This is a genomic window from Mycobacterium sp. Marseille-P9652 (assembly GCF_902652685.1).
Taxonomy (GTDB): Bacteria; Actinomycetota; Actinomycetes; order Mycobacteriales; family Mycobacteriaceae; genus Mycobacterium.
In genome coordinates this window covers 32637-58689 of record NZ_CACRUY010000035.1, presented here as the reverse complement: position 1 = coordinate 58689, position 26053 = coordinate 32637, and the positions used below count along the sequence as shown (strand labels likewise).

At 66.7% G+C, this 26053-nt stretch carries 24 protein-coding genes and 1 pseudogene; 10 read left to right on the top strand and 15 right to left on the bottom strand.

Features of this window, described 5'->3' with window-relative positions:
• From GPY60_RS27760 to GPY60_RS17920, 3 genes are all read left to right on the top strand, one after another.
• A partial coding sequence (locus GPY60_RS27760) for a hypothetical protein (RefSeq protein ID WP_370462751.1) occupies window positions 1-111 on the top strand: 111 nt, incomplete at its 5' end.
• An 88-nt stretch (window positions 112-199) separates the two neighbouring features.
• A complete protein-coding gene (locus tag GPY60_RS27160) occupies window positions 200-1009 on the top strand; it encodes an N-acetylmuramoyl-L-alanine amidase (protein ID WP_231639705.1) in 810 nt (269 codons plus the stop codon).
• 23 nt (window positions 1010-1032) lie between these two features.
• A complete protein-coding gene (locus GPY60_RS17920) occupies window positions 1033-1389 on the top strand; it encodes a hypothetical protein (protein ID WP_231639704.1) in 357 nt (118 codons plus the stop codon).
• A gap of 4 nt (window positions 1390-1393) precedes the next feature.
• Here GPY60_RS17920 and GPY60_RS17915 read toward each other — a convergent pair whose 3' ends face one another.
• From GPY60_RS17915 to GPY60_RS17865, 11 genes are all read right to left on the bottom strand, one after another.
• On the bottom strand, window positions 1394-2128 hold the full coding sequence (locus tag GPY60_RS17915; RefSeq protein WP_197283721.1) for a hypothetical protein: 735 nt from the start codon (window positions 2126-2128) through the stop codon (window positions 1394-1396).
• Window positions 2129-2171: 43 nt separating this feature from the next.
• Entirely contained in the window at window positions 2172-2876 is a 705-nt protein-coding gene (locus GPY60_RS17910) for a hypothetical protein (protein ID WP_156689033.1), read from the bottom strand.
• A 25-nt stretch (window positions 2877-2901) separates the two neighbouring features.
• Window positions 2902-3867 carry an MlaD family protein gene (locus tag GPY60_RS17905; protein ID WP_156689032.1) on the bottom strand — a complete coding sequence of 322 codons (966 nt, stop codon included), beginning with the start codon at window positions 3865-3867 and terminating at the stop codon, window positions 2902-2904.
• Window positions 3864-4916, bottom strand: a complete 1053-nt coding sequence (locus GPY60_RS17900; RefSeq protein ID WP_156689031.1) for an MlaD family protein — start codon at window positions 4914-4916, stop codon at window positions 3864-3866. The genes GPY60_RS17905 and GPY60_RS17900 overlap by 4 nt, the downstream gene beginning before the upstream one ends.
• The gene (locus tag GPY60_RS17895) at window positions 4913-6079 is read right to left on the bottom strand and encodes an MlaD family protein (RefSeq protein ID WP_156689030.1); all 1167 of its coding nucleotides are present in this window, start codon (window positions 6077-6079) and stop codon (window positions 4913-4915) included. The genes GPY60_RS17900 and GPY60_RS17895 overlap by 4 nt, the downstream gene beginning before the upstream one ends.
• 1 nt (window position 6080) lies before the next feature.
• Window positions 6081-7094 carry an MlaD family protein gene (locus GPY60_RS17890; protein ID WP_156689040.1) on the bottom strand — a complete coding sequence of 338 codons (1014 nt, stop codon included), beginning with the start codon at window positions 7092-7094 and terminating at the stop codon, window positions 6081-6083.
• Between the two features lie 23 nt (window positions 7095-7117).
• A complete protein-coding gene (locus GPY60_RS17885; protein WP_156689029.1) occupies window positions 7118-8128 on the bottom strand; it encodes an MlaD family protein in 1011 nt (336 codons plus the stop codon).
• The gene (locus GPY60_RS17880) at window positions 8125-9195 is read right to left on the bottom strand and encodes an MlaD family protein (protein WP_156689028.1); all 1071 of its coding nucleotides are present in this window, start codon (window positions 9193-9195) and stop codon (window positions 8125-8127) included. Before GPY60_RS17880 ends, GPY60_RS17885 begins: the two co-directional genes overlap by 4 nt.
• Window positions 9196-9198: 3 nt before the next feature.
• Window positions 9199-10071: an MlaE family ABC transporter permease gene (locus GPY60_RS17875; protein WP_156689027.1), complete on the bottom strand. Its 873-nt coding sequence runs from the start codon at window positions 10069-10071 to the stop codon at window positions 9199-9201.
• A complete protein-coding gene (locus tag GPY60_RS17870) occupies window positions 10071-10865 on the bottom strand; it encodes an MlaE family ABC transporter permease (RefSeq protein WP_370462750.1) in 795 nt (264 codons plus the stop codon). Before GPY60_RS17870 ends, GPY60_RS17875 begins: the two co-directional genes overlap by 1 nt.
• A gap of 381 nt (window positions 10866-11246) precedes the next feature.
• A complete protein-coding gene (locus GPY60_RS17865; protein WP_156689025.1) occupies window positions 11247-13277 on the bottom strand; it encodes a M13 family metallopeptidase in 2031 nt (676 codons plus the stop codon).
• A 212-nt stretch (window positions 13278-13489) separates the two neighbouring features.
• Between GPY60_RS17865 and GPY60_RS17860 the strand changes: the two genes are divergently transcribed.
• The 6 genes from GPY60_RS17860 to GPY60_RS17840 all read left to right on the top strand — a co-directional run bounded on the left by GPY60_RS17860 (window position 13490) and on the right by GPY60_RS17840 (window position 20571).
• Window positions 13490-13720: a hypothetical protein gene (locus GPY60_RS17860; protein WP_156689024.1), complete on the top strand. Its 231-nt coding sequence runs from the start codon at window positions 13490-13492 to the stop codon at window positions 13718-13720.
• Between the two features lie 141 nt (window positions 13721-13861).
• Window positions 13862-14761, top strand: coding sequence for a universal stress protein (locus GPY60_RS17855; RefSeq protein ID WP_156689023.1), 900 nt, complete (start codon window positions 13862-13864; stop codon window positions 14759-14761).
• Between the two features lie 109 nt (window positions 14762-14870).
• Window positions 14871-16664, top strand: a complete 1794-nt coding sequence (locus GPY60_RS17850) for a serine/threonine-protein kinase (protein ID WP_156689022.1) — start codon at window positions 14871-14873, stop codon at window positions 16662-16664.
• A 66-nt stretch (window positions 16665-16730) separates the two neighbouring features.
• Entirely contained in the window at window positions 16731-16889 is a 159-nt protein-coding gene (locus tag GPY60_RS26675; protein WP_197283719.1) for a hypothetical protein, read from the top strand.
• A gap of 197 nt (window positions 16890-17086) precedes the next feature.
• The gene (locus GPY60_RS17845; protein ID WP_156689021.1) at window positions 17087-17644 is read left to right on the top strand and encodes an MmpS family transport accessory protein; all 558 of its coding nucleotides are present in this window, start codon (window positions 17087-17089) and stop codon (window positions 17642-17644) included.
• The gene (locus GPY60_RS17840) at window positions 17641-20571 is read left to right on the top strand and encodes an MMPL/RND family transporter (RefSeq protein ID WP_156689020.1); all 2931 of its coding nucleotides are present in this window, start codon (window positions 17641-17643) and stop codon (window positions 20569-20571) included. Before GPY60_RS17845 ends, GPY60_RS17840 begins: the two co-directional genes overlap by 4 nt.
• 628 nt (window positions 20572-21199) lie before the next feature.
• Here the strand turns inward: GPY60_RS17840 and GPY60_RS17835 are convergent.
• The 3 genes and pseudogenes from GPY60_RS17835 to GPY60_RS17830 form a co-directional block, all read right to left on the bottom strand.
• Window positions 21200-22084 (bottom strand): alpha/beta hydrolase, encoded by an 885-nt coding sequence (locus GPY60_RS17835; RefSeq protein ID WP_370462749.1) that lies wholly within the window; start codon window positions 22082-22084, stop codon window positions 21200-21202.
• A 42-nt stretch (window positions 22085-22126) separates the two neighbouring features.
• Window positions 22127-22396, bottom strand: a pseudogene (locus tag GPY60_RS27755) (PE family protein); the annotation flags it as partial.
• A gap of 142 nt (window positions 22397-22538) precedes the next feature.
• On the bottom strand, window positions 22539-23342 hold the full coding sequence (locus tag GPY60_RS17830; RefSeq protein WP_156689018.1) for a crotonase/enoyl-CoA hydratase family protein: 804 nt from the start codon (window positions 23340-23342) through the stop codon (window positions 22539-22541).
• 160 nt (window positions 23343-23502) lie between these two features.
• Here GPY60_RS17830 and GPY60_RS17825 point away from each other — a divergent pair, with 160 nt between their 5' ends.
• Window positions 23503-24588, top strand: a complete 1086-nt coding sequence (locus GPY60_RS17825) for an SDR family oxidoreductase (RefSeq protein ID WP_197283718.1) — start codon at window positions 23503-23505, stop codon at window positions 24586-24588.
• Window positions 24589-24694: 106 nt separating this feature from the next.
• Here the strand turns inward: GPY60_RS17825 and GPY60_RS17820 are convergent, their stop codons facing one another.
• Entirely contained in the window at window positions 24695-25894 is a 1200-nt protein-coding gene (locus tag GPY60_RS17820) for a cytochrome P450 (RefSeq protein ID WP_156689017.1), read from the bottom strand.
• Window positions 25895-26053 lie beyond the last annotated feature (159 nt).

Below are 26053 nucleotides of genomic sequence, written 5' to 3'. Positions count from 1 at the left end.
CCCACCACACCCCCACCCGACGTGCCGCCCTGTCGCGGACCGCTCGGTGAACGCGCCGACTGGTGGTGGTACAACCCCTTCCAACCCCAGGCACCACCCACCACCAACTAACGTCGCGCCCAACGACCGCCCGGCGCCCCTCACCTCAGGGCGACGAACATCGACCCAAACCCGCACTAACGCCCGTAGGGTGAGGTCCGTGGATTCGGCCTCGACCGGTCGGGCCGGCAAACCCGCCGATCTCGTCGACCGCCGCCGGCTGCTCAGCCTGGCGGGCGCAGTCGGCGTGGCATCCGTGCTCGGCGGCTGCTCGGGCCACACACCGTCGTCCGTTGCCTCGTCGCCGGCCAGCGGCCCACCGCCACAACTGCCGGCCAAACCGGTCGCGACGACCGAACCGGCCACGCCCAGCGTCACCGCCACGTCGGCCGCGCTGCTCTGCCGCGACGCCTGGGGCGCCCGACCGGCCCGCCCCGGCGGCAAGGCCCACACCATCACCCGCATGACACTGCACCACGAGGCCGTCGTCCTCGGCGACAACCGTAATGCCCCGGGCCACTTGCGAAGCGACCAGCGATACCACCAGGACGACCACGGCTGGGTCGACATCGCCTACCACGTCGGCGTCGACCGCGACGGCAACATCTACGAGCTGCGGAGCACCGCGATCGCCGGCGACACCGCCACGGACTACGACACGACGGGCCACTTCCTGGTGCTGTGCGAGGGCGACTTCGACCAGGAGGCGGTGACGGAGGCCCAGTTGCAGGGAGCGGCCCTCGCCTTCGCGTGGGCCGCGCAGACGTTCCGGGTGGCGAGCGGCACGCTGGCGGGCCACCGGGACCTCGCCCAGACGTCGTGTCCGGGCGCCAACCTCTACACCCATCTCTCCTCGGGTGACCTCAGGCGCCGCATCGACGCCCTGCTGGCGAGCGGCCCGGTGAACCTCCAGCGCATCTGCGGATCGGAGGCGGCCGCGAAGGTCGCCGCCATCGAGGCCGGCAATTGACAAGCCGCCGGATGCTTCTCGGGGTGCCGCTGTCGGTCGCCACACTCACCCTGTGCCTGACGGCGGCCCCGGCCGCGGCGGCGGTCGACTGGGAGTGCGCCATCATCCTGCCGGCGGCCGACCGGCTGGAGAATGTGTTCACCCTCGTCTCCCCCGCCGGGACGCCGCCCTATGTGGCCGGCCAGCTGCGCAACGCGTCGTCTCCACTGCACGGCCTGACCAGTCCGGCCGCCGTCGACCTCCGAATCCGGTCGGACATGCTGGCGGCCCAGATCGATGCCAGCGATCCGTATCGGCCGGCGAGCCCGGAGCAGCTGGCCGGTGATCTGACGGCGGCGCGACAACAGCTGGTGACGGCCCGTGAGTACTGCGCGCCGTAGGAAGCTACCTGCCCGCAGGTCGATTGCGAACCGAAAGTCGTTGCGCGTCGGGCCAAATGGCCATGGCGGCCGGTGACGCGCAGAAGGTGTCCTCGGCCTGGTAGACGTCCATGTCGATGGCGTGCAGGCCGTCTTCCTGGTGGGCCCGGCAGATGACGGTCAAGACGTGGTGGGTGTCCGGATCGACCTGCTCGGCCTCGATCGTCAGCACCACCACGAGCGTGTATCCGGCCCCCGTGGGCAAATAGAAGGTGAGGTCCCGGCTGTCGAGCGCGCCGCCATTGGTCACCAGATAGCCGTCGCCGCTGGGGTACACGGCCTGCCCGACCATCTGGGTGCGTTCGTAGTGGAGGCGGTCACCCGGCGCGCGCCACACCGAGAACCGCGTGTTGGGGCTGCCGTTGAACAGGTTCTGCGCGATCGGGATGATCAGCTCCTCGCGGCCGTCGCCGTCGACGTCCTCCAAACCCACGCCCCCAGGGCTGGACGGCTCCAACAGCTCGTCGATGGTTTGCACCACCGCGCCCGACGCATCGGTGACGGTCACCTTCACCGCCCTGGGCCGGGGCAGCTCGGGAACGCTCCAATACGTGACGGCGAAGTCGAGGCCGCCGGAGTGCAGGCGGCAATCCACCTGGGGCGACGTGGTTTTCGGGCTGATCAGTGCGCCCCGCTGCGGGCACGGCGGCAACGCCGTGTCGGCGGCCGCGACGGGGCACCCCAGGGTCGCGGCCCCCATGGCCAGGACGGTCAGCAGGGCGAGCCGCTTCACGGCGGAGCGGCTAACGCTTGGGTGCCGGCTTGCCGGGCGCGGGCAGGGGCTCTGGCGGCGGGAGTTGCTCCTCGACGGGAGGATGCGCACCGGCCTTCGGGCCGATGTCGGAAACCTGCCAGGCGTTGCCGGCCCGGTTCACGGTGATCTGCAGCAGGATGATCGACACCTTGGGCGTCGGGTTCTGCAGGTTGCGGGTGGTCTGATGGGCCGACACCACCACCTGGTAGGCCCCGCCGGGCTGGGCGACCGGATCGGTTGCCAGCACCTCCCCGCTCGAGGTGACCTGTGCCTGCAGCATGATGCTCTTGAGCACGTCGGTGGCGTTGACGTACTTGTCCTTGAGTTGTTGCGACACACCGTCTTCCACCGACCTGAAGAAGGCGTCCGGGTCTTCGAAGGTGTACGTCAGCGACTTCAGCGCGTAGTCCCTGGCGAGCTGCGCCACGGCCTCCCGGTCGGCGCGGTCCTGCCGCAGCGCGGCGAGCTGGGTGGTCACCTGGTGGTACTTGATGTACCCGAACGCGCCGGCGCCGAGCACCGCCGCCGCGACAGCGGCCGCAACCCAGCGCATCGGGTTCTGGGGCTTCCTGAATCGCCGCTTGGCGGACTCGCCGGGACGCGCCCCGTCGTCATCGTCGTCCGGGGCCGCTTCGGCGGCTTCTGGCTCTGCGTCGCTTACTTTTTCGTCATCGGTGATCGCCGAGTTCGTCATGTTCTTTCCCTTTTCTCGTTGCCGGTCACTGGTGCCACTCGGGCACGTTGAGCTGCACCCGCACGCCGCCGGTGTCGTTGAAGGTCGATTCCCAGAAGTCGAGCCAATGCCCCGCGTCCACCTTGATGGGGCGCAGCGGTGCGGTCGCGGGTTGCAGGACGGTCGCGAACGTGCTCAACGGGCCGGCGAGTTCATCCACGTATTCGCTCAGCTTGTCCATCAGGACCCCGGCAGGGTCGCCGGGCCCCACGACGCCGACGCCGCTGTGCGACAGGATCTCGATCTCGTGGATCAACTTGAGGAACGCGGGCACCGTGCGCGGCAGCTCCCTTCCGGTGTCGCTGATGATGTCGGCGGCGTGGAGATCGCCCAGGTTGGTGGTCAGCGTGGCGACGTTGCCGAACAGGGTGGCCATCAGCTGCTTGTCGTCGCGGATCACCTTGGCGGTCAACGCAGCCGTCGTGGCCAGGGAGTCCAGGGTGCCGTCGTTGCCGGCGAGCGCCCCCGAGATGTTGGTGACGACGGTGTGTGCGTAGTCGGGGTTGAGCGCCGAGATCAGAGCATTGGCCTTGGTGAACAGCTCGGCGCCGGTCACCATCGGTGCGACCCGATCCGCGGGAATCACCGCACCGTCGGTAAGATACGGCGGCGCAATGAGTTTCGGCTTGAAGTCGATGTATTGTTCGCCGGCCGCCGAGAGGTTCTCCACGCTGATCGGACTGTTCGCGGGGATCGGGTGCGCGCGGTCGACATCGATCGAGACCGCCAGTCCCGTTGTGGTGGTGTGTATTCCGGTCACCCGGCCGATCTTGATCCCGCGCATCGTCACCTCGGACGTGGGCAGCAGGCCACCGGAAGTGTTGAGCAGCAGGGTGAGCCGGGTGACCTGTCTGGTCGGGCTCATGTCGAGCACACCGACCGCCATGTAGACCGCGCCGAGCAGCGTCAACACCGTCAGGATGACCAGGGTGATGCGGGCGTTGAACTTCATGGCAGCAGTCCCATCGACCGCATCGCCGACACCGCCTGGTCGGCCTTGTCGGCGGGGTCGACACCTTCGTGGTCGGTCGGCAGATGGAGTTCGGAGACCGAGTATTTCGGTCCTCCCTTGCGGAAGAACGGGATGAGCTTCGTGCGGATCAACGCGTTGAGCTTGTCGGCGACCACCGGGATGGTGGTGTCCACCGTTGACAGGGTTCCTACCCACGGCGTCATGTAGGAGATCATCTGCATCCAGTCGCCGGCGACCGGGAGTATGGCCTTGGCGCTGAGGTCGTTCAGCTCTTTAGAGTCCGCGACGACCGTGACGATGGAAAGCGTGACCACCGAGAGCCCTTCGAGCTTTTCCGGCCCCTCACTGACCAGCCGGTTGAACACCTCGGTGTTGCCAGCCAGGTTGGTGCTGATGTTCTGCATGCTGGCCAAGATGCCGTTGATGGTCTGCTGATTGGCCGCCAGGTCGTTGAGGACACCGGCGATGGTCTGCTGCGTCCTGGTCAGTTCGGCGGGGTCTTTCGGAAACGCCTTGTTGGCGTTGACGACTGTGTCGCGCAGCGTGCCGATCGCGCCGCCGGCCATCAGGTTGGACACCGATCGCAGGACGTCTTCAACGTTGGCGGCGGGAACGGTGTTGCGCAACGGGATGGTGTCGCCGTCGCGCAATGCCGGGGCATCGCCCGACGACGTGTCCGGCGGGAGCAGCGCGATGTAGATGTCGCCCAGGGGCGTGGCCTGGCGTAGTTCGGCGCGCGTGTTATCGGGCAGGGCGGCGTCGCCGGACATGTCGACGTAGGCGACGGCGGTGGCGCCGTCGAGTGCGACGTGGTCGAGCACGCCGACCTGGATTCCGCCGGAGTCGACCTTGGCCCGCGCGGGCAGGTTGAGCACGCTGGAGAACTCGATTTTGATGCGGTACGGGTGGTGCGGGGCGTAGGCACCCGGAACCGGGAGCCGCGTCGGATCCAGCGAGCAAGCCGCCGTCAGGCCGACCGCGAACGCGCACAGCAGAATTCGTCTGAGGCGTAGGAAGATTCGGGTCATGACAGCGCGGCCCCCAGAATCAGGTCGGTCAGCCCGAGGGTGACCGGGTCCGACGCGGTCTCGGACGCGCACGCCGCCGCGGCGCCCGGGGTGTGGCGCTTGCGCAGCACCTCGCAGATGGCGCCGGCCTGTGTCGGGGAGATGGCCACCTGCGGTGGGATGTAGGTGACGTTGTGGGTGCCCCACGCCGGCTCGTAGATGTCGGACAGCCAATGGCTGAACTGCGGCCACGAGTTGATCATGGCGAGGATGGCCGGGGTGTGGCGGTTCAGGAAGTCGCGTATCCCCGGGATCAATTTGTCGCCGATGTTGTGATAAATCCGCGGCGCGAACCGGTCCAGGGCCTCGATCAGGATCGGCAGCAGGTGCGACAGATGGCTCAGTCCGTCCGCGAAGTTGTCCGACAGGCCTTCGATCACCTGAGTGGTCTGCGGAAGCGTCCCGATCACCGAGGCGAAGGTGTCCCAGTGCTTGAGGAAGCCCGAGGTGAACAGTTCACCGTTTTCGAACACCTGCCGGTACTCGGCGTCGGCCTGATACGGGTCGGCGAGCATGGTGACCAGGTTGCGCAGGGTTTGGTTGAGTCCGGGTCCGGTGCCGTCCAGCGAGCGGCTGGCCGCGCGCAGGCTGTCGTTGATGGCCTGCACGCCCGGGGCCCGGGACGGGTCCTGGCCGGGCTGGGGCCCGAGGATCGCGTCGGCGAGTCTGCCGATGGCCGAGAAGGTTTCGCTGACGCTGATCGGAGTCTTGGTGGACGCCAGCTTGATGCAGCCCGGCCCCGTGAATTTCGGGCCGGACGTGTAGGGCTTCGTGAGCTCGAGATGGCGGTCGGTGACGATCGACTGCGAGTAGGTGACCGCACCGACGTCGGCCGGCAGGTCGAGGTCGGAGGGAACGGTGAAGTCGACCTCGACGTGGTCGGGCTTGTTGACGATCGCGGTCGTGGAGCCGATTTCGACGCCCATCAGCGCCACCTTGTTCCCCGGGTACAGTCCGACCGCGTCCGTCAGTTCGGCGCACATCGCGCGCGTGTGGCTGATCCTGGGCAGCAGGATTCTGGCGCCGAACACGGCCGCGGCCGCCACCGCGGCGACGACGGCCACCACCGTCGCCACCCCCAGCGGGGAGCGCAGCCTGGTGGCGAAGCCCGGAATCGTCGCCATGTCAACAGTTCTTCATGATGTTCGGCAGGCACAGGTCCTGTCCCGGCACGAGCCGGTTGTGTTCGTCGAAGACCACGCCGTTGCCACTGAGCATGGGGCCCACGATTCGGAGGGTCTGTCCGAGTTCCTCGGCCGCCTTGCCCAGACGGTCGGGATGGGCGACCAGCGTGTCGATGATGTCGTCGATGCCGTTGACGATCGGTTCGACCTCCCGGCCGTAGAACGTCACGGCCCGGTCCATGATGCGAGCCAACTCCTTGAGCAGGGTGAAGTACTCGACGATGTCGACCGTCTTCGACGTGTACGCCTTACCCAGGACGTCGGCCTGCTCGAACAGCGTGACGAGCTGCCTTCGCCCGGAGACCATGGCCCGCAACCCGTTGCCGACGAACTCCAGGCTGCGGTGGAACTCGGCGGTGGTCGTCCCCAGCGACGCCGTCAGCGCGTCGGCCGACCGGAGCAGGTCGCGCACCGCGTTCGGATAATGGTCGGCGGCGTTGGCGACCTCGGTGAAGGTGTCGTGGATGACCTGGCCGTCGACCTCCTTGATCACCGGGGTGGCGGCCTGGATCATGTCGTTGACCTCGAACGGCAGGGTGACGCGTTGCGGCGGAATCACGTTGTGCCCCAACGGCAGCGCGCCCTTGGGGTCGAGCGCGACGTAGTGGCCGCCCAGGGGCGTGAGCAGCTTGATGTCCAACGTGGACTCCGAACCGACCACCACGGACTGCTTGACGTCGAACGTCATCTCGACGACGGCGCCCGCGAGCCGGATGCCGGTGACCTTCCCGACCGGGATGCCGGCGATGCGGACCTGGTCACCCGCGCGCACACCCGCGGCGCTGGGCAGGTGCGCGGTGTAACCCGCCTGGCCGGAGGGGTTCAGGTACGCCAGTCCCGTGGCCGCCAGCGCCGCAACGATGACGAGGAGACCGATGATCCCGTGGCGGCGACTGCGGACGGCGGCGGCGCGCTCGTCGAGCACGGCGCGCCCGGACTGCCTGCTGCCCAACATGGCGAGTCGGTTGCCGAAGGTCTTCACCGGCACACCACCAGGTTCTGCTCCGCGAAGGACACCTCGCCGATTCCCGGCAGGGTGACCTGGCCGTGGGAGCAGGAAAACGTTGGCGTAGCGGGCTTGTCGTCGACCAGCGAGTCGCGGATCCCCTGGATCAACGACGGCACGAGCGAGAGGCCGGCGATGATCGTCGGCGTCTGTGGCCACATCCTGCTGCTCAGGTCGTAGAGCGGAACGGTGCTCCCGTCGAAGCTGTGCTCGATGTACTGCAGGAGGTGGGTGCTGGTGCGCAGCACGGGCAGCCCGGTGTCCAGCGAGTGACGGAAATCCTCGGCGCTCGCGTTGAATCCGGTCAGCACGTCGTTGAGCGTGGCGATGAGATGGAACAGCTGCTGCGACCTGCCGCCCAGGTCCTGCGAGATCGCACTGAGATTGCGGATCACCGCGGTGATGACGGCCTGGCGGTCCACGGCCAGCTTGGAGATGACGTCGAGGTCGTGCAGGAAGGGGCCGATGCCGGATTCGTCCCCCTGGATCAGGCGCAGCAGGTTCTCCCCCAGCAGGTTGAACTGGGCCGGGTCGAGGGTCTGGAAGATCGGCCGAAACCCGTTGAACAGCTTGGCCACATCGAACGAGGGGATCGTCTGTCCCAGCCCGAGAACGCCCCCGGGCGCCAGCCGCGCACCCGGTTTGGCCGGCTGCACGAGCTCCACGTAGCGCTGGCCGAGCAGGGTCTGATAGCGCACCGCGGCGACGGTGTTCGCGAACACCGGGTGATCGTCCTGCGCAGTGAAATCCACCTTGGCGATGCGGCCGTCGAGCCGGATCGCTTGCACCTTGCCGACACCCACACCGGAGATGCGAACGTCGTCACCGGCGTAGAGCCCCGAGACGTCGGAGAACGCCGCGGTGTAGCGGGACACCGCACCGGTCACCGGGCTGCGCAGGGCGGTGAGGACCACGAGCGCGCAGACCACCGCGATCGCGGTGAAGATCGTCAGCCACACAACGGATCTGGTGACGCTCCTCATCGGGGGCCCCCCTGCGGTGGCGGCGCGCCCGGGGCCGGCGGTGGCTTGGGTGGCTGCGGTGTCAGGGCCGCCGGCAGCCCCGGCATCGCCTCGAGCGCCACCTCGACGTTCATGCGCACCTTGCCGTCGATCACCGGGAAGGCGGCGCTGGTGCGGTCCAGCAGGCCCGAGAGCCGGTCGTAGGCGGGCGCCAGGCTGCCCAGGGTGAACATCTGCGGCAGCATGAAGTCGGTCAGCGAGGAGATGATCGGGACGACCCACGACATGTTCCTGGTGAACACGTCCTCGCTCTTGAACAGCAGCTTGGCGGTCTGATCCAGGATCAGGTTGGTGCGCTCCACCCCGTCGCGCTGCGCCAGGAACGCCATCCCGTTGAGCAGGTCGTAGGCCAGCTTGATCAGCGGAATGGCGTCGCTGGACCCGTTCACCACGGAGGCGAACACGGACAGCGACTGGGAGAACGGGGTCTTCTGCGAGTCGACGAGCATCTTGGCCAGGTCGAAATACGCCCGGGTCACCGGCTCGGTCAGGTCGGCGTGGCGCCGCATCACCTCGATGATGTGGCCGACGTCGGGAGAGTCCACGATCTTGCCGAGCTTCTCGCCCTGCCGCAGCAGTCCGGTGATGGACGTCGACTGCACGCCGCCGCCGATCAACAGTGTCTGGTTGGGTCTCAACCGCGGACCGGCACCGCTGCTGATCAGTTCGACCGCCGCGAGCCCGAAGGTGTTCGACGACATGAACCTGGCGGTGGTGTCGGCGGCCAGGGCTTTCGCCTGCCCCGGGTCGAGTTCGACCGTCATCTTCTGCTTGTTGTAGCCGAACGAGTCGAGCGTCTTGACCGTGCCGATCGTGAGGCCGCGGAACTTCACCTCCGCGCCCGGCGTCAGCCCCTCGCCGATCGTGTCGGCCACCACGGTCAGCTTGTAGGTGTCGGCGTAGCCGCCGGTGCCCAACTGGTACAGCACGACTCCCGCGCTGCCGAGCGCCACCGCTGCGATGAGGCCGCGGATCCGCAGCGAACGCGAACTCGGCGCCCGCACCCCCTGGTCGGCGAAGACGGGCATCGCCTACCCCGAGATCCGAACGCCGGGACCGTTGCCCCAGAACAGCAGCGTCAGCACCATGTCGGCGGCGACCACGGTGACGATGCTGGCCCGGATGGCCCGGCCGGATGCGCGTCCGACACCTTCGGGACCGCCGCTCGCGTAGTAGCCCTGATAGCCGTGAATCGCGATGATCAGCGTCACGAAGACCGCCGCCTTGAGCACGGAGAGCACCACGTCGGAGGGCTGGATGAACGAGTCGAAGTAGTGGTAGTAGGTGCCGGACGACTGCCCGTGCAGCACGTTGACCACCAGCACGCACGACACATAGCTCAACGCCAGCGTCACCACGTACAGCGGGACGATGGTGATCAACCCGGCGATCACCCGCGTCGTGACGACGAACGGAATGGATTGAATGCCAAGGGCTTCCAGCGCGTCGATCTCCTCGGAGATCCGCATGGCGCCGAGCTCGGCGGTCATTCGGCACCCGGCCTGGGCCGCGAAGCCGATCCCGGCGATCATCGGCGCCATCTCCCGGGTGTTGGCGTAGGCGGAGACGAACCCGGTCAGCGGGCCCATGCCGACCATGTCCAGGGCGCCGTACCCCTCGATTCCCACCGAGCCGCCCACCGCCGCGCCCATGAACACCAGCACGCCGATGGTGCCGCCGCCGACGATCAAAGACCCGTTGCCCCAGATCATGTCGACCAGCAGCACCCCGGTCTGGTGCCGGTAGCGCTTGAGGGTGTGGGGAATGGCCGCGAGCACCTGGTACCCGAAGGTGATCTGGTGCCCCAGCCGCTGGATGAGCGAGTCGCCCCGCTGCGCCACCCACCAGGGACCCCGCAGGGCGGTGACCAGTCCGCGCGGAACGTGCCGCGAAGGTGCCGCCATCAGCCGAGCCTCAGCGGCATTGACATCGACAAGCCCTGGGTGATCACCAGGTTGAGCCCGAACACGGCGACCACACCGATGACCACGGACGCGTTGACCGCGTCGGCAACCCCGCGTGCCCCGCCCTTGGTCTCCAGGCCGCGCTGGCAGGCGACGAGGATGACCACCACGCCGAAGAGCCAGGTCTTCAGCACGGCGACCACCACGTCGCTGACGCTGGCGAAGGACGCGAACGACGCGATGTAGCTGCCGGGGGTCCCCGACTGGAATCCGACGTTGATGGCGTAGCCCGCCGCCAGCCCCATGAACACGATGAAGGAGCACAGCACGGGCGCGACGAAGAGGATCGCGGCCAACCGGGGGGTGACGAGTCGCTGCACCGGGTTGACGCCCATGACGCGCAGGGCGTCGACCTCTTCGCGAATGGTGCGGGCACCCAGGTCGGTGGCCACGGCCGAACCGGCCGCACCGCCCAGCAGCAGGGCGGCCACGATCGGCGCGCCCTGCCGGATGACGCCGAGGCCGCCGGCCGCGCCCGAGATCGACGAGGCGCCGACCTGCTGGATGAAGTTGCCGACCTGCACCGCCACGATGACCCCGAAGGGGATGGACACCAGCAACGCCGGTATCGCCGTGACGCTGATGATGAACCAGGCCTGGTTGAGGGTGTCCCGCCAGGGGTGCCGCAACCGGACCACGTCGGCGATCAGGTAGGCGAAGGACTGTGCGGCCAAGTCGAAGAAGCGGCCCAGGGTCTGCAGCGAGGAATCCGTCTGGCCGAGGGCGTACCGCATCGGCCTGGTCAGCAGAGCGGCGACGGGGCGGCCGACCGGAGCCGCCGCGTCCGGGAGTTCGTCCGGGGCAGGGGACGTGATCGCGGAGTGATCTCCGTCCGCGTCCGCGCCCGCAGCCGGCGCGTCACACGGGAGGCTGATCAACTGTTCTTCGGTCGCCGGTTCGGCCGCTGTCGCGTCATGGACACCTGCGGTCAACGACGGATTCCTCACTACTCGCGGTCACAGCTCGTCCGCCAGCAAAGATGTGAAATTAGTTTGTCGCGTGTCTACTAGCGGGACCGGTAGGTGCGTTCTACCAGCGGCGACGCGCCCCTGTTCGCAGAAGCAGGTGAGTGTGACGTACGTCACACCACAGGATCCGCGGAGATCGCGGCCGGTTCACCAGACGCGCACGCGGTCCTCGGGCTTGAGGAAGAGCGAGTCCCCCGGCCGGACGTCGAAAGCGGCGTACCACTCGTCAATGTTGCGGACGATCCCGTTGACCCTGAACTTGGCGGGGCTGTGGACGTCGGTCAGCAATTGGTCGCGCTCGGCTTCGGGACGGCAGATCTCTTTCCAACTCGCCGCGAAGGCGATGAAGAACCGCTGGTCGCCGCTCAGGCCGTCGATGACGGGCGCGGGCTTGCCGCCCAGCGACAGTTTGTAGGCGTCGTAGGCGATGCGCAGCCCCGCGAGGTCGGCGATGTTCTCGCCGAGCGTCAGCTTGCCGTTGATGTGGTTGCCCGGCAGCGGCTCATAGGAGTTGAACTGCTCGACCAGCTTGTCCGACTCGCGCACGTAGCGCTGGGCGTCGGCCGGTGTCCACCAATCGCGCTGCAGGCCGGTCCCGTCGCTCTTGCGGCCCTGGTCGTCGAACGCGTGGCTCATCTCGTGGCCGATGGTTGCCCCGATCGCCCCGTAGTTGGCGGCCGGATCGGCCGCGGGATCGAAGTTCGGCGGCTGCAGGATGGCGGCGGGAAAGACGATGTCGTTGAGTCGCGGAGAGTAATAGGCATTGTTGGTCTGCGGCGTCATGCTCCACTCGGCTCGGTCGATGGGCTTTCCCAACTTGCTGACGTCGTCGTTCCACGACCACACCGCGAGGTTGTTCTGGTTGCCGACGAGGTCGCCGGAGTCGATCTTGACGGTCGCGTACGACTTCCACTTGTCGGGGTAGCCGATCTTGGCGACCAGCGCCGCCAGCTTGGCCTGCGCTTCCTTCTTGGTTTCGGGCGCCATCCACGAGGCGCCGGCGATGCGCTTGCTGTACGCCGTGCGGAGATTCTCGACCAGCGCCCGCGCCCGGTCCCGCGTCTGCTGGCCGAAGTGCGCGTCGACGTAGAGCTCGCCGACCGGGTCACCGAGGCCGTCGCTCACCATGGAGACCCCGCGCTTGTCCCGCGGGGTGCGCTCCTGGGCGCCCCGCACCGTCCGGCCGAAGAAGTCGAACAGCTCGTCGGCGAACGGCGTGGAGAGGTCGCCGCCGTACGCGCGCAGAACCTGGTAGCGCAGGTACGCCTTCCACGCGTCCAACGGCTCGGTGGCGAAAAGCTGTGCGGTCTTCTGCAACACCTCGGGCATGCCGACCTGGAAGTCGATCACGGGCGGCAGTTTCAGCTCGTCGAAGAGCTGCCGCAGTGGCGCGCCCTGCCCGAGCTGCTCGACCTGCGCGCGCGGCATGATGTTGTTCGTCTTTTCGACGTCGCGCGCTTCCTCCATGGGCAGCTGCACGGCCGCCAGCTTGGTTTCGAGTGCGAGCAGTTGCTCGGCCTGCTGCCGCGCGTCCGCGTAACCGGCGAGGCCGATCAGCTTGGCCGCATGGGCGACGTACTTGTCGCGCAGCTGCACCGACTGCGGGTCGTCGTTCACGTAATACCCGCGGTCACCGAGCGAGAGGCCGCCCTGGGAGATGTCGGGTATGTACCGGGTCGGATTGTTCGGGTCGATGTCCACCGAAACCGGGAAGGGGTCCTCCACCTCCGTCTTGCCGTTGAACGACACGAGAACCCGGTCCAGGCCCGGCCTGTCGTTGACCGCGTCGATCGACGCCAGGAGCGGCCGCACCGGCTCGGCGCCCTTCTGGTTCAGCAACGCCTCGTTCATGTACGACGCGTAGAGGTCGCCGATCTGCTGCGAAACGTCCCCGGCGGCGGCGTGTTTGGCGGCCGCGCCCGCGACGATCGCCTTCAGGTCGGCGTTGAGCTGATTCTGGATGTCGAGGTTGACGCCGGCGCACACCTTGTCCGGCGGGATCTTCGCGTTTTTGACCCACGTCCCGAGGACGTAGTCGAAGAAGTCGTTGCCGGGGCGGACGGCCTTGTCCATGTCGGCCAGGTCGACGCCCCACGAGCCGACCTTCGGTTTGGCCGGGTGCTCGGCCGGGCCGTGACACCCGACAAGCACCAAGCCGGCGGCCACGGACAAGGCCATCGACAAAGCCACCGTTCCAACGAGCACGCGCACCGCAGACCTCCAGTCGCCGGGCCAACGGGCAGCTTAGCCACGCCTGCCCGCGCTCGCGCGACGGCGTCGGGCGCAGGTTTGCCGTCACCGCATGCCGGGAATGTCATTCGACATACGTGGAACAGGGCGCTGAACGTCGCGTTTGCGGCAGACGTCTTTCTCCGACGAAAGGGGCCAGCGTGTCGGTCACCAATCTCACCGGTTTCGCCGCCGCCTGTCAGGAGTCCGTGAGGGCGATCCTGCACGCCATGACAACGCGCGGCGATGAGCGCCGGGAACACCTGTCGGACGCCAAGCTGGCGGTCGACAAGGCCCTGCACCATGCCCAGAGCGGCGAGGAGTGGTACCTCGCTCAGCACCTGCGCCAGGGAATCAAGGACGTCGAGACCCGCCTGCGCGACGCCTCCTGACCGCCGCCGCGTCACCCCGGAGCCACCGGCCGTCGCGACGGTGTCTTTGGTCCTTCGGCTTGGGTCTTTTCGACCCTCACAGCCGCCGCGTTCGTCCGTGATTCTTCCGGTGGGGACCCGCCGATCAGAAGAGAACTGCAGATGTGGCAACCACCACGTGGCGCGATCTTGGTAGGTGTTGACGGTTCGGCAGCGGCGCTGAGCGCCGTGCGGTGGGCGGCCCGCAACGCCGCGACGCGCAAGGCGCCGTTGGCTGTCGTGCACGTCGCCGACGGCGCCTTACCCGAGTGGTTCGACGTCGCCGCCCCGGCCGGCGCCGGCAAAAAGCGTAAACACGAGCCCGGCCTCCTCATCGAGTCGGCGATCAAGGTCGCCGAGGAGACCACCCTTGACGGCCATCGAGTGCCGTTGAGCAGGAACGTGTTTCACTCGGCCACCGTCCCCACGCTGGTCGGCCTCTCGAGCGAGGTGGAGATGGTCGCGGTGGGCCGTGGCGGACGTGGCGGCGCCCTGGCCCGCACCTTCCTGGGCTCCGTGAGCTCGGCCCTGGTCCACCACGCGCGTTGCCCCGTGGCCGTGATCCACGACGAGAAGGCCGTGACCGGCGATCACTCGCGGGCACCGGTGCTGGTGGGCATCGACGGGTCACCGGCATCGGAGTTGGCCACTGCCATCGCGTTCGAGGAGGCCTCGCGGCGAGGTGTGCGCCTGAAGGCGATGCACGTCTGGGCTGATCCGCGGGTCTCCGGCTCCCGGGCGGGATTCCAAGACTCCAGGTGGGACGCGAAGCTGTCCGAAGAGGAGGAGACGCTCGCCGAACGGCTGGCGGGGTGGCACGAACGCTATCCCGAGGTGGGGGTGAGCCGCACCGTCGAGGTCGGCGATCCGGCACGCCGGCTGGTCGACGCGTCCGAGCAGGCGCAACTGGTGGTGGTCGGCAGCCACGGTCTCGGACGGTTCGGACGCACGTTGCTGGGCTCGGTCGGGGCGGCCGTGGTGAAGAGGGCCAAGGTCCCGGTGATCGTGGCGCGTCAGCCCTGACGGCCCGTCCGTCGCGGAAATCGCGATCCGCATTGCCCTCTGTGGCGTGCGCACGCCCGTGACCGGCGGTTTTCGGTAGCCGGGGACGCCGGTTTGTAGGCTTTCCTCCATGCCATTCGAAACCGGAGAGGTCTTCGCTGGCTATGTCCTGGAGCGCTTGCTCGGCACCGGCGGCATGGGCGAGGTCTACCTCGCCCAGCATCCGCGGCTGCCTCGTCACGACGCGCTGAAGATCTTGTCGCTGTCCGCCACGGGCGACGAGGAGTTCCGGGCGCGATTCATCCGCGAAGCCGAGCTGGCGGCGCAGCTGTGGCATCCGCACATCGTGAGCGTCCTCGACCGGGGCGAGTCCGACGGACGGCTGTGGATCTCGATGGAGTATGTCGACGGCACCGACGCGGGCCGCTTGGTCCGCGAACGCTACCCGAAAGGCATGCCGGAACAAGATGTCGTGGACATCGTGACCGCGGTGGCCGATGCGCTGGACTTCGGTCACGACCGCCGTCTGCTCCACCGGGACGTCAAGCCGGAGAACATCCTCGTGACGGCGGCCGACGGCCACCGCCGCAGGGTGCTGCTGACCGACTTCGGCATAGCCCGGAAGATCGACGACGTCAGCCACCTCACCGAGGCCAACGTCGCCGTCGGCACCATCAGTTACGTTGCTCCAGAACAACTTCTGGGGAAGCCGCTCGACGGACGGGCGGATCAATACGCGCTGGCGGCCACCGCCTTCTACCTACTGACCGGCGCGCCCCCTTTCGACGACTCGAACCGTGCCGTCGTTCTCAGCAAGCACCTCAATGCGCCGCCCCCGCGGGTCTCGGAGCGCCGCCCCGATTGCGCGCACCTTGATGCCGTGATCGCCCGGGCGCTGGCCAAGGACCCCGGCAAGCGGTACCCCACCTGCACCGACTTCGCCCGCGCCCTCACGCAAGCGCAATCCGCATCACAGCCGTCCGGCTCGTGTCCCGCCATCCCCGTCGAACCGGGCGAACGGCCGCCCACGCAGCGCCTCGAGCGGCGGGTGGTCAACGGCACGGCACGCGACGTGCGGCGAACCGCGGCCGGTGCGCACGACGAGCCCGGAACGTGGTCGTTGCGGGTGATCCCCTACGAGCCACTCGACGACCTGCCCGCTCTCATCTCGGTCGAGATCGAAAGCGAACTCGCGGCGGGTCAGCTCGCCGACGGTGACGAGATCGAGGTCTCCGGCGTCTGGGACGGCGACATCCTGGATGCCGACCAACTCATCAACTTCTCGACCGGAGCGGCGCCCGAGCAGAGGCGGCCGCAGGCCGCGGCCGAACCGGTGGCCGACCAAGCGCCAAAAACATCCAGCAGGCGGAAGTTTCGCCTCGCCGCCCTGGTCGCCGTCGCCGCTGTGATCGTGTTGGCGGCCGCCGGGGTCGTGTGGTTCACCCACGGCTTCGGCCGTTCGTCGCGTCCCGGACCCATCGTCAAGCCGGTGAGCGCCACCGTGTTCTCCCCCGACGGCGCGCCGGACAACCCGCAGGACGCCGGGTTGGCGATCGACGGCAACCCGAACACCGCGTGGTCCACCGTCACCTATATGGACGCCGTGCCCTTCCCGAAGTTCATCTCGGGCATGGGTCTGTTGCTGCACTTGCCCGAACCGACTGCGCTGAGCGCCGTGACGCTCGACGTGTCGAGCACCGGAAGCCAGGTGCAGATCCGCTCGTCGCCCACCGAGCATCCCGCCAGATTGGCCGATACCAAGGCATTGACCCCGACCACATCACTGCAGCCGGGGCACAACCGGATCACCGTGCACGACCAGACGAAGACATCCGATGCGCTGGTGTGGATCTCCACCCTGGGAATCACGAACGGCCAGAGCCGGATGGCGATCTCGGAGATCACGCTGCAGGCGGCCGCGTGAGGTCGTCGAGCTCCCGGCGACCATTGCCCGGCCCGGCGTTTCCCGCGGGCCTGAGATGATTGCGGCGTGCCGACCGAACCCCGTCCGCCAAGACCGGCCGCGGCAAAGCCCCCGCCGGTCGACGTCAAGCCCGAGGACTGGGAGAGGTTCGGCGACGAGGACCAAGCGCGCGCGGCGTGGGACGAGGGCCGACTTTACGACGAGCGACCGCCGCATCACGGCTAGCTTGACCCCGGCCCAGGCTTGCCCAGCGGCAACGGGACTGCAGAAAAGACAGCGCACTCCTAAAGCGCCAGGGGCCGGTGCGATGACGGTCTTGTAATGTTTTGATCGCGCGCAGCCGCCTTGAAGGTTAGAGTAGCTAAGCTGACACACACGCTCAATTAGTTGAGCATTTCTCGTCACCGGTTGGGGAAGCGCATTTGACGACGACTGAGCCAAGGACCGAACCCTTGACGACACCGCGCACTGCCGGCAAAGAGGGCGCGACGGCATCCGGCAAGCCAGCCAAGCGCAAATTCCTCGCGGGCCTGTTCACCCGGTTCTGGTTAGTCCTCACCATTGTGGCCGTCGTCGCGGTGTCCGGATTCGTTGTCTACCGACTGCACGGCATCTTCGGCGTTCACAAGGGTTCGTTCGGCGGCGGCACCTCGGGCGAGGTCCTCGACCAGTTCAACGCCAAGACGATCACGCTCGAGGTCTGGGGCTCGCCGGGCAGCACGGCAACCATCAACTACCTGGACGAAAACTCCCATCCGCAGCAGGCTCTCAACGTGCCCTTGCCCTGGAGCAAAGTATTGAGCTCAACGAAGCCCGGCATCCCGGCAAACCTCGTCGCGCAAGGCGACGGCAGTTGGATCGCCTGCCAATTCGTCGTGAACAACCACGACGGGCGCGGTGACGTCATCAAGGCTCCGAATCGCTCGGATCCCAACGAAACCGTGAACGCCTTCGTCTACTGCCTGGACAAGTCCGCATGAGCCAGCCGGGCGAGGCTCCGCCGCGCGTCGATCAGCCGCTCATCCCGCCGTTCCTGCCGCGGATGATTCACCGGCTCGCGCTGCCGATCGTCCTGGTGTGGTTGGGCATCGTCTTCGTCACCAACACCGCGGCGCCTCAGCTGGAAGCCGTCTCCAAGAGCCACTCGGTGTCGATGAGTCCGACGGACGCGGCATCCTTTCAGTCGACGATGAAGGTCGGCTCGACGTTCAAGGAGTTCAACTCCGACAACTCGGCCATGATCTTGCTGGAGGGTGACAAGCCCCTCGGGGCCGAAGCCCACCAGTACTACGACGAGATCGTCCGGCGCGTCGAGCAAGACAAGAAGCACGTTCAGCACGTCCAGGACTTCTGGAGCGATCCGCTGACCGCGGCGGGTTCCCAGAGCCACGACCAGAAGGCCGCGTACGTCCAGGTCTACCTCTCCGGCAACATGGGCGGCGGGCAGGCCAGCGAGTCTGCCCTGGCCCTCCGCAAGATCGTGGATTCGGTGCCCGCGCCGCCTGGAATCAAGGCCTACGTCACCGGCGCGGGTCCGCTGTTCGCCGATCAGTCCCACGCGGGCGAGAAGGGCGTCGCGCTGGTCACTCTTGTCACTTTCGTGGTGATCGTGGTGATGCTGCTGATCGTCTATCGTTCGTTCACCACGATGCTGATCATGCTGGCGATGGTGTTCATTGAGTTGGCAGCGGCTCGAGGCGTCGTTGCGTTGCTGGCCAACAACGAGATCATCGGACTCTCCACGTTCGCCAACAACCTGTTGGTGCTGATGGCGATCGCCGCCGGGACGGACTACGCGATCTTTGTTGTCGGGCGCTATCACGAGGCCCGCGGTCTGGGCGAGACCCGCGAACAAGCCTTCTACACCATGTTCCACAGCACCGCGCACGTCGTGCTCGGGTCGGGCCTGACCATCGCCGGCGCGATGTACTGCCTGAGCTTCTGCCGGTTGCCGTATTTCCAGTCACTGGGCGCACCGTGCGCCATCGGCATGTTGGTCGCGGTGCTCGCGGCGTTGACTCTGGGCCCCGCGGTGCTGACCGTGGCGTCGTTCTTCAAGCTCATGGATCCGAAGCGAAAGCTCCAGACTCGGGGCTGGCGCCGAATCGGCACGGCGATCGTCCGCTGGCCCGCGCCGGTTCTCGCGGTGACCATCGCGGTCGCCCTGATCGGTCTGCTCGCCCTGCCCGGCTACAAGACGGACTACGACAACCGCCACTTCCTGCCGGCGGACACCCCGGCCAACGTCGGTTATGCCGCCGCGGACCGGCACTTCGACCAGGCTCGGCTCAACCCCGAGTTGTTGATGATCGAGACCGACCACGACCTGCGCAACCCGGCCGACTTCCTGGTCCTGGACAAGGTCGCCAAGGCGGTCTTCCACATCCCCGGCATCGGCCGGGTCCAGACCATCACCCGGCCGTTGGGCACGCCGCTGGACCACAGCACGCTGGGCTTCCAGATGGGCGCACAGGCCGCGGGACGGATCCAGACCCAGCACTATCAAGACGAGCAGGCGGCCAACCTGCTCAAGCAGGCCGACGAGCTGCGCAAGACGATGGCGACGCTGCACGAGCAGATGCGGGTAACCCAGGATCTCAGCAACACCACGCACGAGACCACCAGGCTCACCAAAGAGACGGTGCAGATCACCGAGGCGTTGCGCGACGACATCGCCAACTTCGACGACTTCTTCCGGCCGATCCGCAGCTACTTCTACTGGGAGAGGCACTGCTACGACATCCCCGCCTGCTGGGCGATCCGGTCGATCTTCAACGCGCTCGACGGCATCGACCAGGTGGCCCAGAACATCGTGAACCTCAGCGCGAACCTCGACAAGCTGGATCGGATCCAGCCGCAGCTGGTGGCGCTCATACCGCCGCAGATCGAAAGCCAGCAGCACAACCTCGACACGATCATGTCGAACTACGCGACCACCATGGGTCTCAACGAACAGGCCAGAGCGCAGTCCGACAATGCCACCGCCCAGGGTGACGCCTTCGACAAGGCGAAGAACGACGACACGTTCTACCTTCCGCCGGAGGCGTTCAAGAGCCCGGATTTCGCACGGGGCCTCAAACAGTTCATCTCGCCGGACGGGCGCGCGGTCCGGTTGATCATCTCCCACGAAGGGGACCCCGCTACTCCTGAGGGCATCGCCCATATCGAACCGATCAAGCAGGCCGTGCACGAGGCGATCAAGGGCACCCCATGGGAGGGCGCCAAGGTCTACCTCGGCGGCACGGCCGCGACGTACAAGGACATGCACGACGGCTCCAACATCGACCTGATGATCGCCGGAATCGCCGCGGCCACACTGATTTTCATCATCATGCTGGTGATCACCCGAAGCGTCGTGGCGGCTTTCGTGATCGTCGGTACGGTGTTGCTGTCGCTGGGCGCCTCGTTCGGGCTCTCCGTGCTTCTATGGCAGTACATCCTGGGCATGAAGTTGCACTGGATGGTGCTGGCGATGGCGATCATCCTGCTGCTGGCGGTCGGCTCGGACTACAACCTGCTGTTGATATCGCGGTTCAAGGAGGAAATCCACGCCGGGCTCAAGACGGGGACGATCCGCGCGATGGCCGGTTCCGGCTCGGTGGTGACCTCCGCCGGTCTGGTGTTCGCCGCGACCATGGCCACGTTCATGTTCAGCCCGCTGCTGGTGATGGCCCAGGTGGGTACGACGATCGCGCTGGGCCTGTTGTTCGACACCTTGATCGTGCGGTCGTTCATGACACCGTCGCTGGCCACCTTGCTCGGGCGCTGGTTCTGGTGGCCGCAGCACGTGCGGCCACGGCCGGCCAGCACCATGCTGCGACCGTACGGACCGCGCCCCGCCGTGCGTGAGCTGATCTACAGCGGCGTCGACGAGCAGCCACCGGGCGGAGTGGTCAAGAAACGCTGACCGCTGCGGCTGGTGCGCAGGACGGGCTACCCGGCCCGCCGACTCGCAGGGCCGGACATTTCGGGTGACAACCCATCACCCGGCCGGAGCCGCGGAGCTCGTGGTGGTGGTTGGGGTCGCCGAACTCGTCGGGCTCGCAGAACTTGTCGGCCGCCCCGGGCTCGTCGGGCTGGTGGGGCTCGTCGAGGTCGTCGGCCTACCAGGGCTCGTCGGGGTTGTAGGAGTCGTAGGAGTTGTCGGAGTCGGCGTGGGCGTGGCGCTGGCAAGGCCCGGCCCGTCACCACACCATTCCGCGACGTCTTTGGGGTACTGCTCGAGCGGCGGAGGGCAACGCTGGCCGGGCGGAAAGTTGGCGCCGGCGTTGAGAAGATCGCAGGGCACGTAGACCTGCCTGCCCTTGGGCGTATTCGTCAGGCACTTTGTCAGCGGCTCGGAAGAGGCTGGGACGGGAATGCCGGCCGCCACGGCGACCACGCCGAGCACCCAGGCAAGACGACGAAAGGTCATAACGGTTCCTTACCCTAACTTCGCACGTCCATACACCTGGCGGCGGGTGACCAGCGCGCGCAACGCTCCCCTGGCCGCCGGACGACGTGACGGGCGCGTCGTCGACCTTGAATGATCCGAATCAGGCCGCGATGCCGAGTTGCTGGTCGATCAGCGGCCAGGAGAGCGGGCCGACGGGTGTGAGCAGCACCCAGTCGTGAATGCCGCCGTAGGCGAACTCGAAACTCATCGGGACCTGTTGGGCTGCGGCCAGTTGCTGGAGGGCCAACGCCGATGCTTCGAGTGGATCCAGCGAGCCGGAGTAAACATACGTCGGGGGAAGCCCGCTCAGCGACCCGTACAGCGGGCTCACCTCGGGGTTGGTCAGCGAAAGACCGCCGGCCCACACTTTGCCGATCTGCCCCCCGGTCGAGGCCAGGTCAAGCCACGGAGAGACCAACACCATGGAATTCGGTACCGGGCCAAGCGCGGGATTCTGCACCATGTATTGGACGGCCGCCAGTGCGAGGTTGCCGCCCGCGGAGTCGCCCATCACGCTGACGTGTGAGGCACCGTGCTGAGCGATTTGTGACGAGATGAGACCGGCCATCTGCGGTACGACCGTGCCGGCGGTACCTCCCTGCTGCACCAACGGGTAGATCGGCACTTCGAAGGTCGCACCGGTCTGATAGGCCGTCACCGTGTATTGCAGCCAGTGAAAGATCGAGGGCGGAAAGATGAACGCGCCTCCGTGAATGGCGACCACGTAATCGCCGGTTGGGTGCGCCGGCGTGATTTGCACAACGCTCATTCCGTTATAGGTGGTGTACTGGACCGTCTCTCCGAGGAGCTGCGGCAACAATGGTGGCGGGCCGTTGCTGATGCCTATCCCGAGCAGCGGATTCTCTCCGGTGAACAGCGCCAAGAGCGGCGAACCCGGTTCGGAGGTGAGGAAATTGAGTTCATTGGTGACGCCGGTGGCCCACGTCGTGGGGAATTGCTGAATGTCCTGTCCGACACTGACCAACGCCTGCTCGAGGGTCGCCAACGGCGAAGCGTTCGTCGCCTCTGCAGCGGTATATGCACCGACGGCGCCCGCCAGCGCCTGCACGAACTGCCCGTGAAAAGCCGCCGCCTGTGCGCTGAGAGCTTGATAGGCCCGGCCGTGTGCGGAAAACAGTGCCGCGATCGCCGCGGACACCTCGTCCTCAGCCGCCGCCAATACTCCGGTGGTGGCACCCGCCATGTCCCGGTGTGCCGCCGCGACCTCCGCTCCAATCGAAGCCACGTCCGCGGCCGCGGCGGACATCGTGTCCGGCAACGCAACAAGATAGGACACCGCGCCACTCCCGCCGACTCAGGGCAACCTTTCAGTTGCCCGGCCACTAACCGATCGCCGCGTAGGCGGAGCTAGCCTATGCCCCCGCCTGGGAGTCTGGTAGCGGTTCCCGAAACTGTCTAACTGTCGCCGCACTCTCGCGCTAAGCGGGATTGGTGAACACCGGCCGCTCCCCCGACATTCCAGCGACCACGGCAGCAATCTGGTTGGGCGTGCCGATCAGCCCGGTTTGCAGAGCCGATTCGAGCGCAAGGGCCGCGGCGGGGTCGTTGCTCGTCCAGGTTTCGTTGTACAGGCGCTTCGCCGCACGGATGGCATCCGGTGACTTCAGCGCGATCTCGTCCGCAAGCGCCAGCGCCGCAGAGAGCGGATCCTCGGACGTCCGAGTGATCAAGCCGAGCTCGGAACCCTCGCCGCCGGAGACGATGCGGCCCGTGAAGGTCAACTCTTTCGCGACGTCGATCGGTAGGAGCCTCGGCAGCGTCTGGGTGATGCCCATGTCGGGAACGAGTCCCCACTTGATCTCCATGACGCTCAGCTTCGCGTCCGGCGCGGCGATCCGGATGTCAGCGCCGAGCGCGATCTGCAAACCACCACCGAAGCAGTTGCCGTGGATCGCGGCGATGACTGGCACCGGTACCAACGACCAGTCGTAGCTGACGCGCTGAGCGAGGTTCGCCGGCCGGTCGTCGGCTCGCGTCAACAGAACGCCCGTCCCGCCTTCGCCGCCCATGAAACTTGCCACGTCCAAACCGGAGCAGAAGCTCTTGCCCTCACCGTGCAGAACAACCGCGCGTACCGATGAGTCGCCCGCCAGCTGCTCTGCAGCTTTCACCAATCCTTCGAACATTGGTTGGTCGAGCGCATTGTGCTTGTCGGCGCGCACCATCGTCGCCGTTGCCACGCCGTTGTCGGCGATCCGCACACGGACTCTGTCTTCGCTCACGATGAGCAATCTATCGCGCCGCGGTCGAGGTCCGCGCGACCGCGCCGGCTCGGCAAACCCCGAGGCAATACGCTGTGGGGCGAGGAGAAAGCCCTGTGAAAGATGATCGCCCCCTCGCCGAATTGGTGACACCCTCGAGTCCACTGGATAGGACACCCACATGAACACACCATCGACGGTCATCGACCCCGAGGCGCCGGTGCTCGTCACGGGCGCCAGCGGCTACATCGGAAGTTGGATCGTCCGATTGCTCCTCGAAGCCGGACGCACCGTGCACGGCACGGTGCGCAACCCGCAGAAGCCTTCCGGCCTGGAGCATCTGCACAAGCTCTCCGACGATCACCCCGGCCGCCTCCGGCTGTTCAAGGCGGACCTGCTCGAACCGGGCAGCTTTGACGAGGCCATGAACGGATGCGAACTCGTCATGCACACCGCATCGCCGTTTCTCATCTCCGGGTTCAAGGATGCGCAGGAAGCGCTGGTGCGCCCGGCGCTGGAGGGGACCCGCAACGTGCTGGACTCGGTCAACCGCGTGCAAACCGTCAAGCGCGTCGTGCTGACCAGCAGCGTGGTCGCAATCTACGGCGATGCCCGCGAATCCGGTGATGTTCCCGGCGGCGTGTTCACCGAAGAACAGTGGAACACCACGAGCAGCGTTGACCACCAACCGTATCCGTACTCCAAGACGGTGGCCGAGCGAGAGGCATGGCGCTACGTCGAGGCGCAGGACCGCTGGGACATGGTCACCATCCACCCCGGCCTGGTGCTCGGCCCTGCGCTGACCACTGCCAGTGACTCGGCCAGCCTGAGCACAATGAAGCAATTCACGGACGGCACGCTGCTGGCCGGAGCTCCCGCACTGACCTTCGGTGTGGTGGACGTGCGTGACGTCGCCGATGCTCACCTGCGTGCCGGGTTCACTCCTGAGGCTCACGGCCGCTACATCGTCAACGCGGATTCGCTGACCATGCTGGAGATCGGCAAGATCCTGCGCCGCCGGTTCGGCCCGCTCTACCCGTTCCCGAGGATGACGGCACCCAAGGTGATCATCAAGGCCATCGCACCGGTAGCCGGGCTGACGCGAAAGTTCGTCGACCGCAACGTGGGTTACCCGCTGAGGTTCGACAACAGCCGCAGCCGCGACGAGCTCGGACTGACCTACCGGCCCGTCGAGCAGACGGTCACCGAGCACTTCCAACAGATGCTCGACGACGGCCTGGTCCGCCGCATGCCCGGTACACACTGACCGAGCGCATCGCGCTCCTGACGCATTCACTCGACAGACGAACCGAAATATCAAGCAAGGTACCCGTTTTCGCGGCCACGGCGACGCCCTGACGACTTGCGTGGCGCTAGACGAACGCGGGCATCGACTCCCAGCCCCGGACAGCCGACGCCGATGACAAGTGTGCGTTCTGGGTGTCGATGTCCCATTCGGGGAAGCGCTTGAAGATTTCCTCGAGCGCGATTCGGGCCTCCAGCCTGGCGAGTGCCGCCCCCAGGCAGAAGTGGGCTCCCACGCTGAACGCCAGGTGCTGACGCGGCTGGCGATGGATGTCGAATCGGTCTCCGTCAGGCGGGAATTGGCGATGGTCGCGGCAAGCCGATGCGATCAGCGGCATCATGACGCTGCCTTCCGGCACCGTGTGGCCGTACCACTCGGTATCACGGGTGACGTAGCGGGCGAGGTGCGGTACGGGGCATTCGTAGCGCAGCAGTTCCTCGATCGTCTGTGGAATCAACCGATGATTGGCCGCGATTTCGCGCCGCTGGTCGGGGTGGTCGGCGAGAACTTTTCCGGCCCAGCCCAGGAGTCGGGTGGTGGTCTCGTTGCCTGCGGAGGCGACGAGGCTGATGTAAAGCAGGATTTCGTCGCGGGTCAGGGTTCGGCGGACTCCTGTCTCGTCGTCGAATTCGACGTTGAGGAGTTCAGTTGTGATGTCGTCGGACGGGTTTTCGGCGCGCCAGTCGAGATAGGCGGCGAACACCTCGTCGTGGTGGACGCCTTCGGCGGCCAGGGTCATGGGTTCGCCGGCCTCGGTCAGCAAATACGCATTCGAGCGTTCCCGGACGTGTTCTTGGTCGTCCTCGGGAATGCCGACCAGCATTCCGATGACTCTCATCGGCATCTGAGCGCCGAGATCGGCGATGAAGTCGAAACGTCCAGTGCCGACGCGAGGGTCGAGACATTGTGCGCAAAACGCCCGAATCTTGTCCTCGAGTTCCGCGATCTTGCGGGGGGTGAACATCCGCGCGAGCAATTTGCGATGGATGTCATGAACCGGCGGGTCCTCGAAAACGATGATGCCGGGCGGTATCTCGATGTTGGCTTTGATCACTTCGAGGATCATTCCGCGGGCTGAACTGAACGTGCCGGTATCGACAAGCGCATGGCTCACGTCCTGGAAACGGCTGAGCGCATAGAAATCGTATTGCTCGTTGTAGTACAGCGGCGACTCCTCGCGCAGCCGCCGGAACGTTGGGTAGGGATCGGCCAGAAGTTCCACATCGTAGGGGTCGTACCGAATGTCGTTGACCTCAGCCACGGTCATGGTCGGTCCTCCCGGTGCAGTGGAACCCGCCGCGATTCCTTGATGTATCACAGCAGACCTGGCGCCAGCTGACAAGACACATCAGCGCAGAATGTCGCGTCGTCGTTGACTGCTGCGTATTCGCGTGGTGTGGTCACGAGGAGCCATTGCGCGTAGGAG

Bases quoted from the DNA above. Each gene is read 5' to 3' on its own strand.
- GPY60_RS17915 (WP_197283721.1), bottom strand. From the start codon at position 2,128: ATGGGGGCCGCGACCCTGGGGTGCCCCGTCGCGGCCGCCGACACGGCG.
- GPY60_RS17910 (WP_156689033.1), bottom strand. From the start codon at position 2,876: ATGACGAACTCGGCGATCACCGATGACGAAAAAGTAAGCGACGCAGAG.
- GPY60_RS17905 (WP_156689032.1), bottom strand. From the start codon at position 3,867: ATGAAGTTCAACGCCCGCATCACCCTGGTCATCCTGACGGTGTTGACG.
- GPY60_RS17900 (WP_156689031.1), bottom strand. From the start codon at position 4,916: ATGACCCGAATCTTCCTACGCCTCAGACGAATTCTGCTGTGCGCGTTC.
- GPY60_RS17895 (WP_156689030.1), bottom strand. From the start codon at position 6,079: ATGGCGACGATTCCGGGCTTCGCCACCAGGCTGCGCTCCCCGCTGGGG.
- GPY60_RS17890 (WP_156689040.1), bottom strand. From the start codon at position 7,094: ATGTTGGGCAGCAGGCAGTCCGGGCGCGCCGTGCTCGACGAGCGCGCC.
- GPY60_RS17885 (WP_156689029.1), bottom strand. From the start codon at position 8,128: ATGAGGAGCGTCACCAGATCCGTTGTGTGGCTGACGATCTTCACCGCG.
- GPY60_RS17880 (WP_156689028.1), bottom strand. From the start codon at position 9,195: ATGCCCGTCTTCGCCGACCAGGGGGTGCGGGCGCCGAGTTCGCGTTCG.
- GPY60_RS17875 (WP_156689027.1), bottom strand. From the start codon at position 10,071: ATGGCGGCACCTTCGCGGCACGTTCCGCGCGGACTGGTCACCGCCCTG.
- GPY60_RS17870 (WP_370462750.1), bottom strand. From the start codon at position 10,865: ATGCGGTACGCCCTCGGCCAGACGGATTCCTCGCTGCAGACCCTGGGC.
- GPY60_RS17865 (WP_156689025.1), bottom strand. From the start codon at position 13,277: ATGGCCTTGTCCGTGGCCGCCGGCTTGGTGCTTGTCGGGTGTCACGGC.
- GPY60_RS17855 (WP_156689023.1), top strand. From the start codon at position 13,862: ATGTGGCAACCACCACGTGGCGCGATCTTGGTAGGTGTTGACGGTTCG.
- GPY60_RS17850 (WP_156689022.1), top strand. From the start codon at position 14,871: ATGCCATTCGAAACCGGAGAGGTCTTCGCTGGCTATGTCCTGGAGCGC.
- GPY60_RS17840 (WP_156689020.1), top strand. From the start codon at position 17,641: ATGAGCCAGCCGGGCGAGGCTCCGCCGCGCGTCGATCAGCCGCTCATC.
- GPY60_RS17825 (WP_197283718.1), top strand. From the start codon at position 23,503: ATGAACACACCATCGACGGTCATCGACCCCGAGGCGCCGGTGCTCGTC.
- GPY60_RS17820 (WP_156689017.1), bottom strand. From the start codon at position 25,894: ATGACCGTGGCTGAGGTCAACGACATTCGGTACGACCCCTACGATGTG.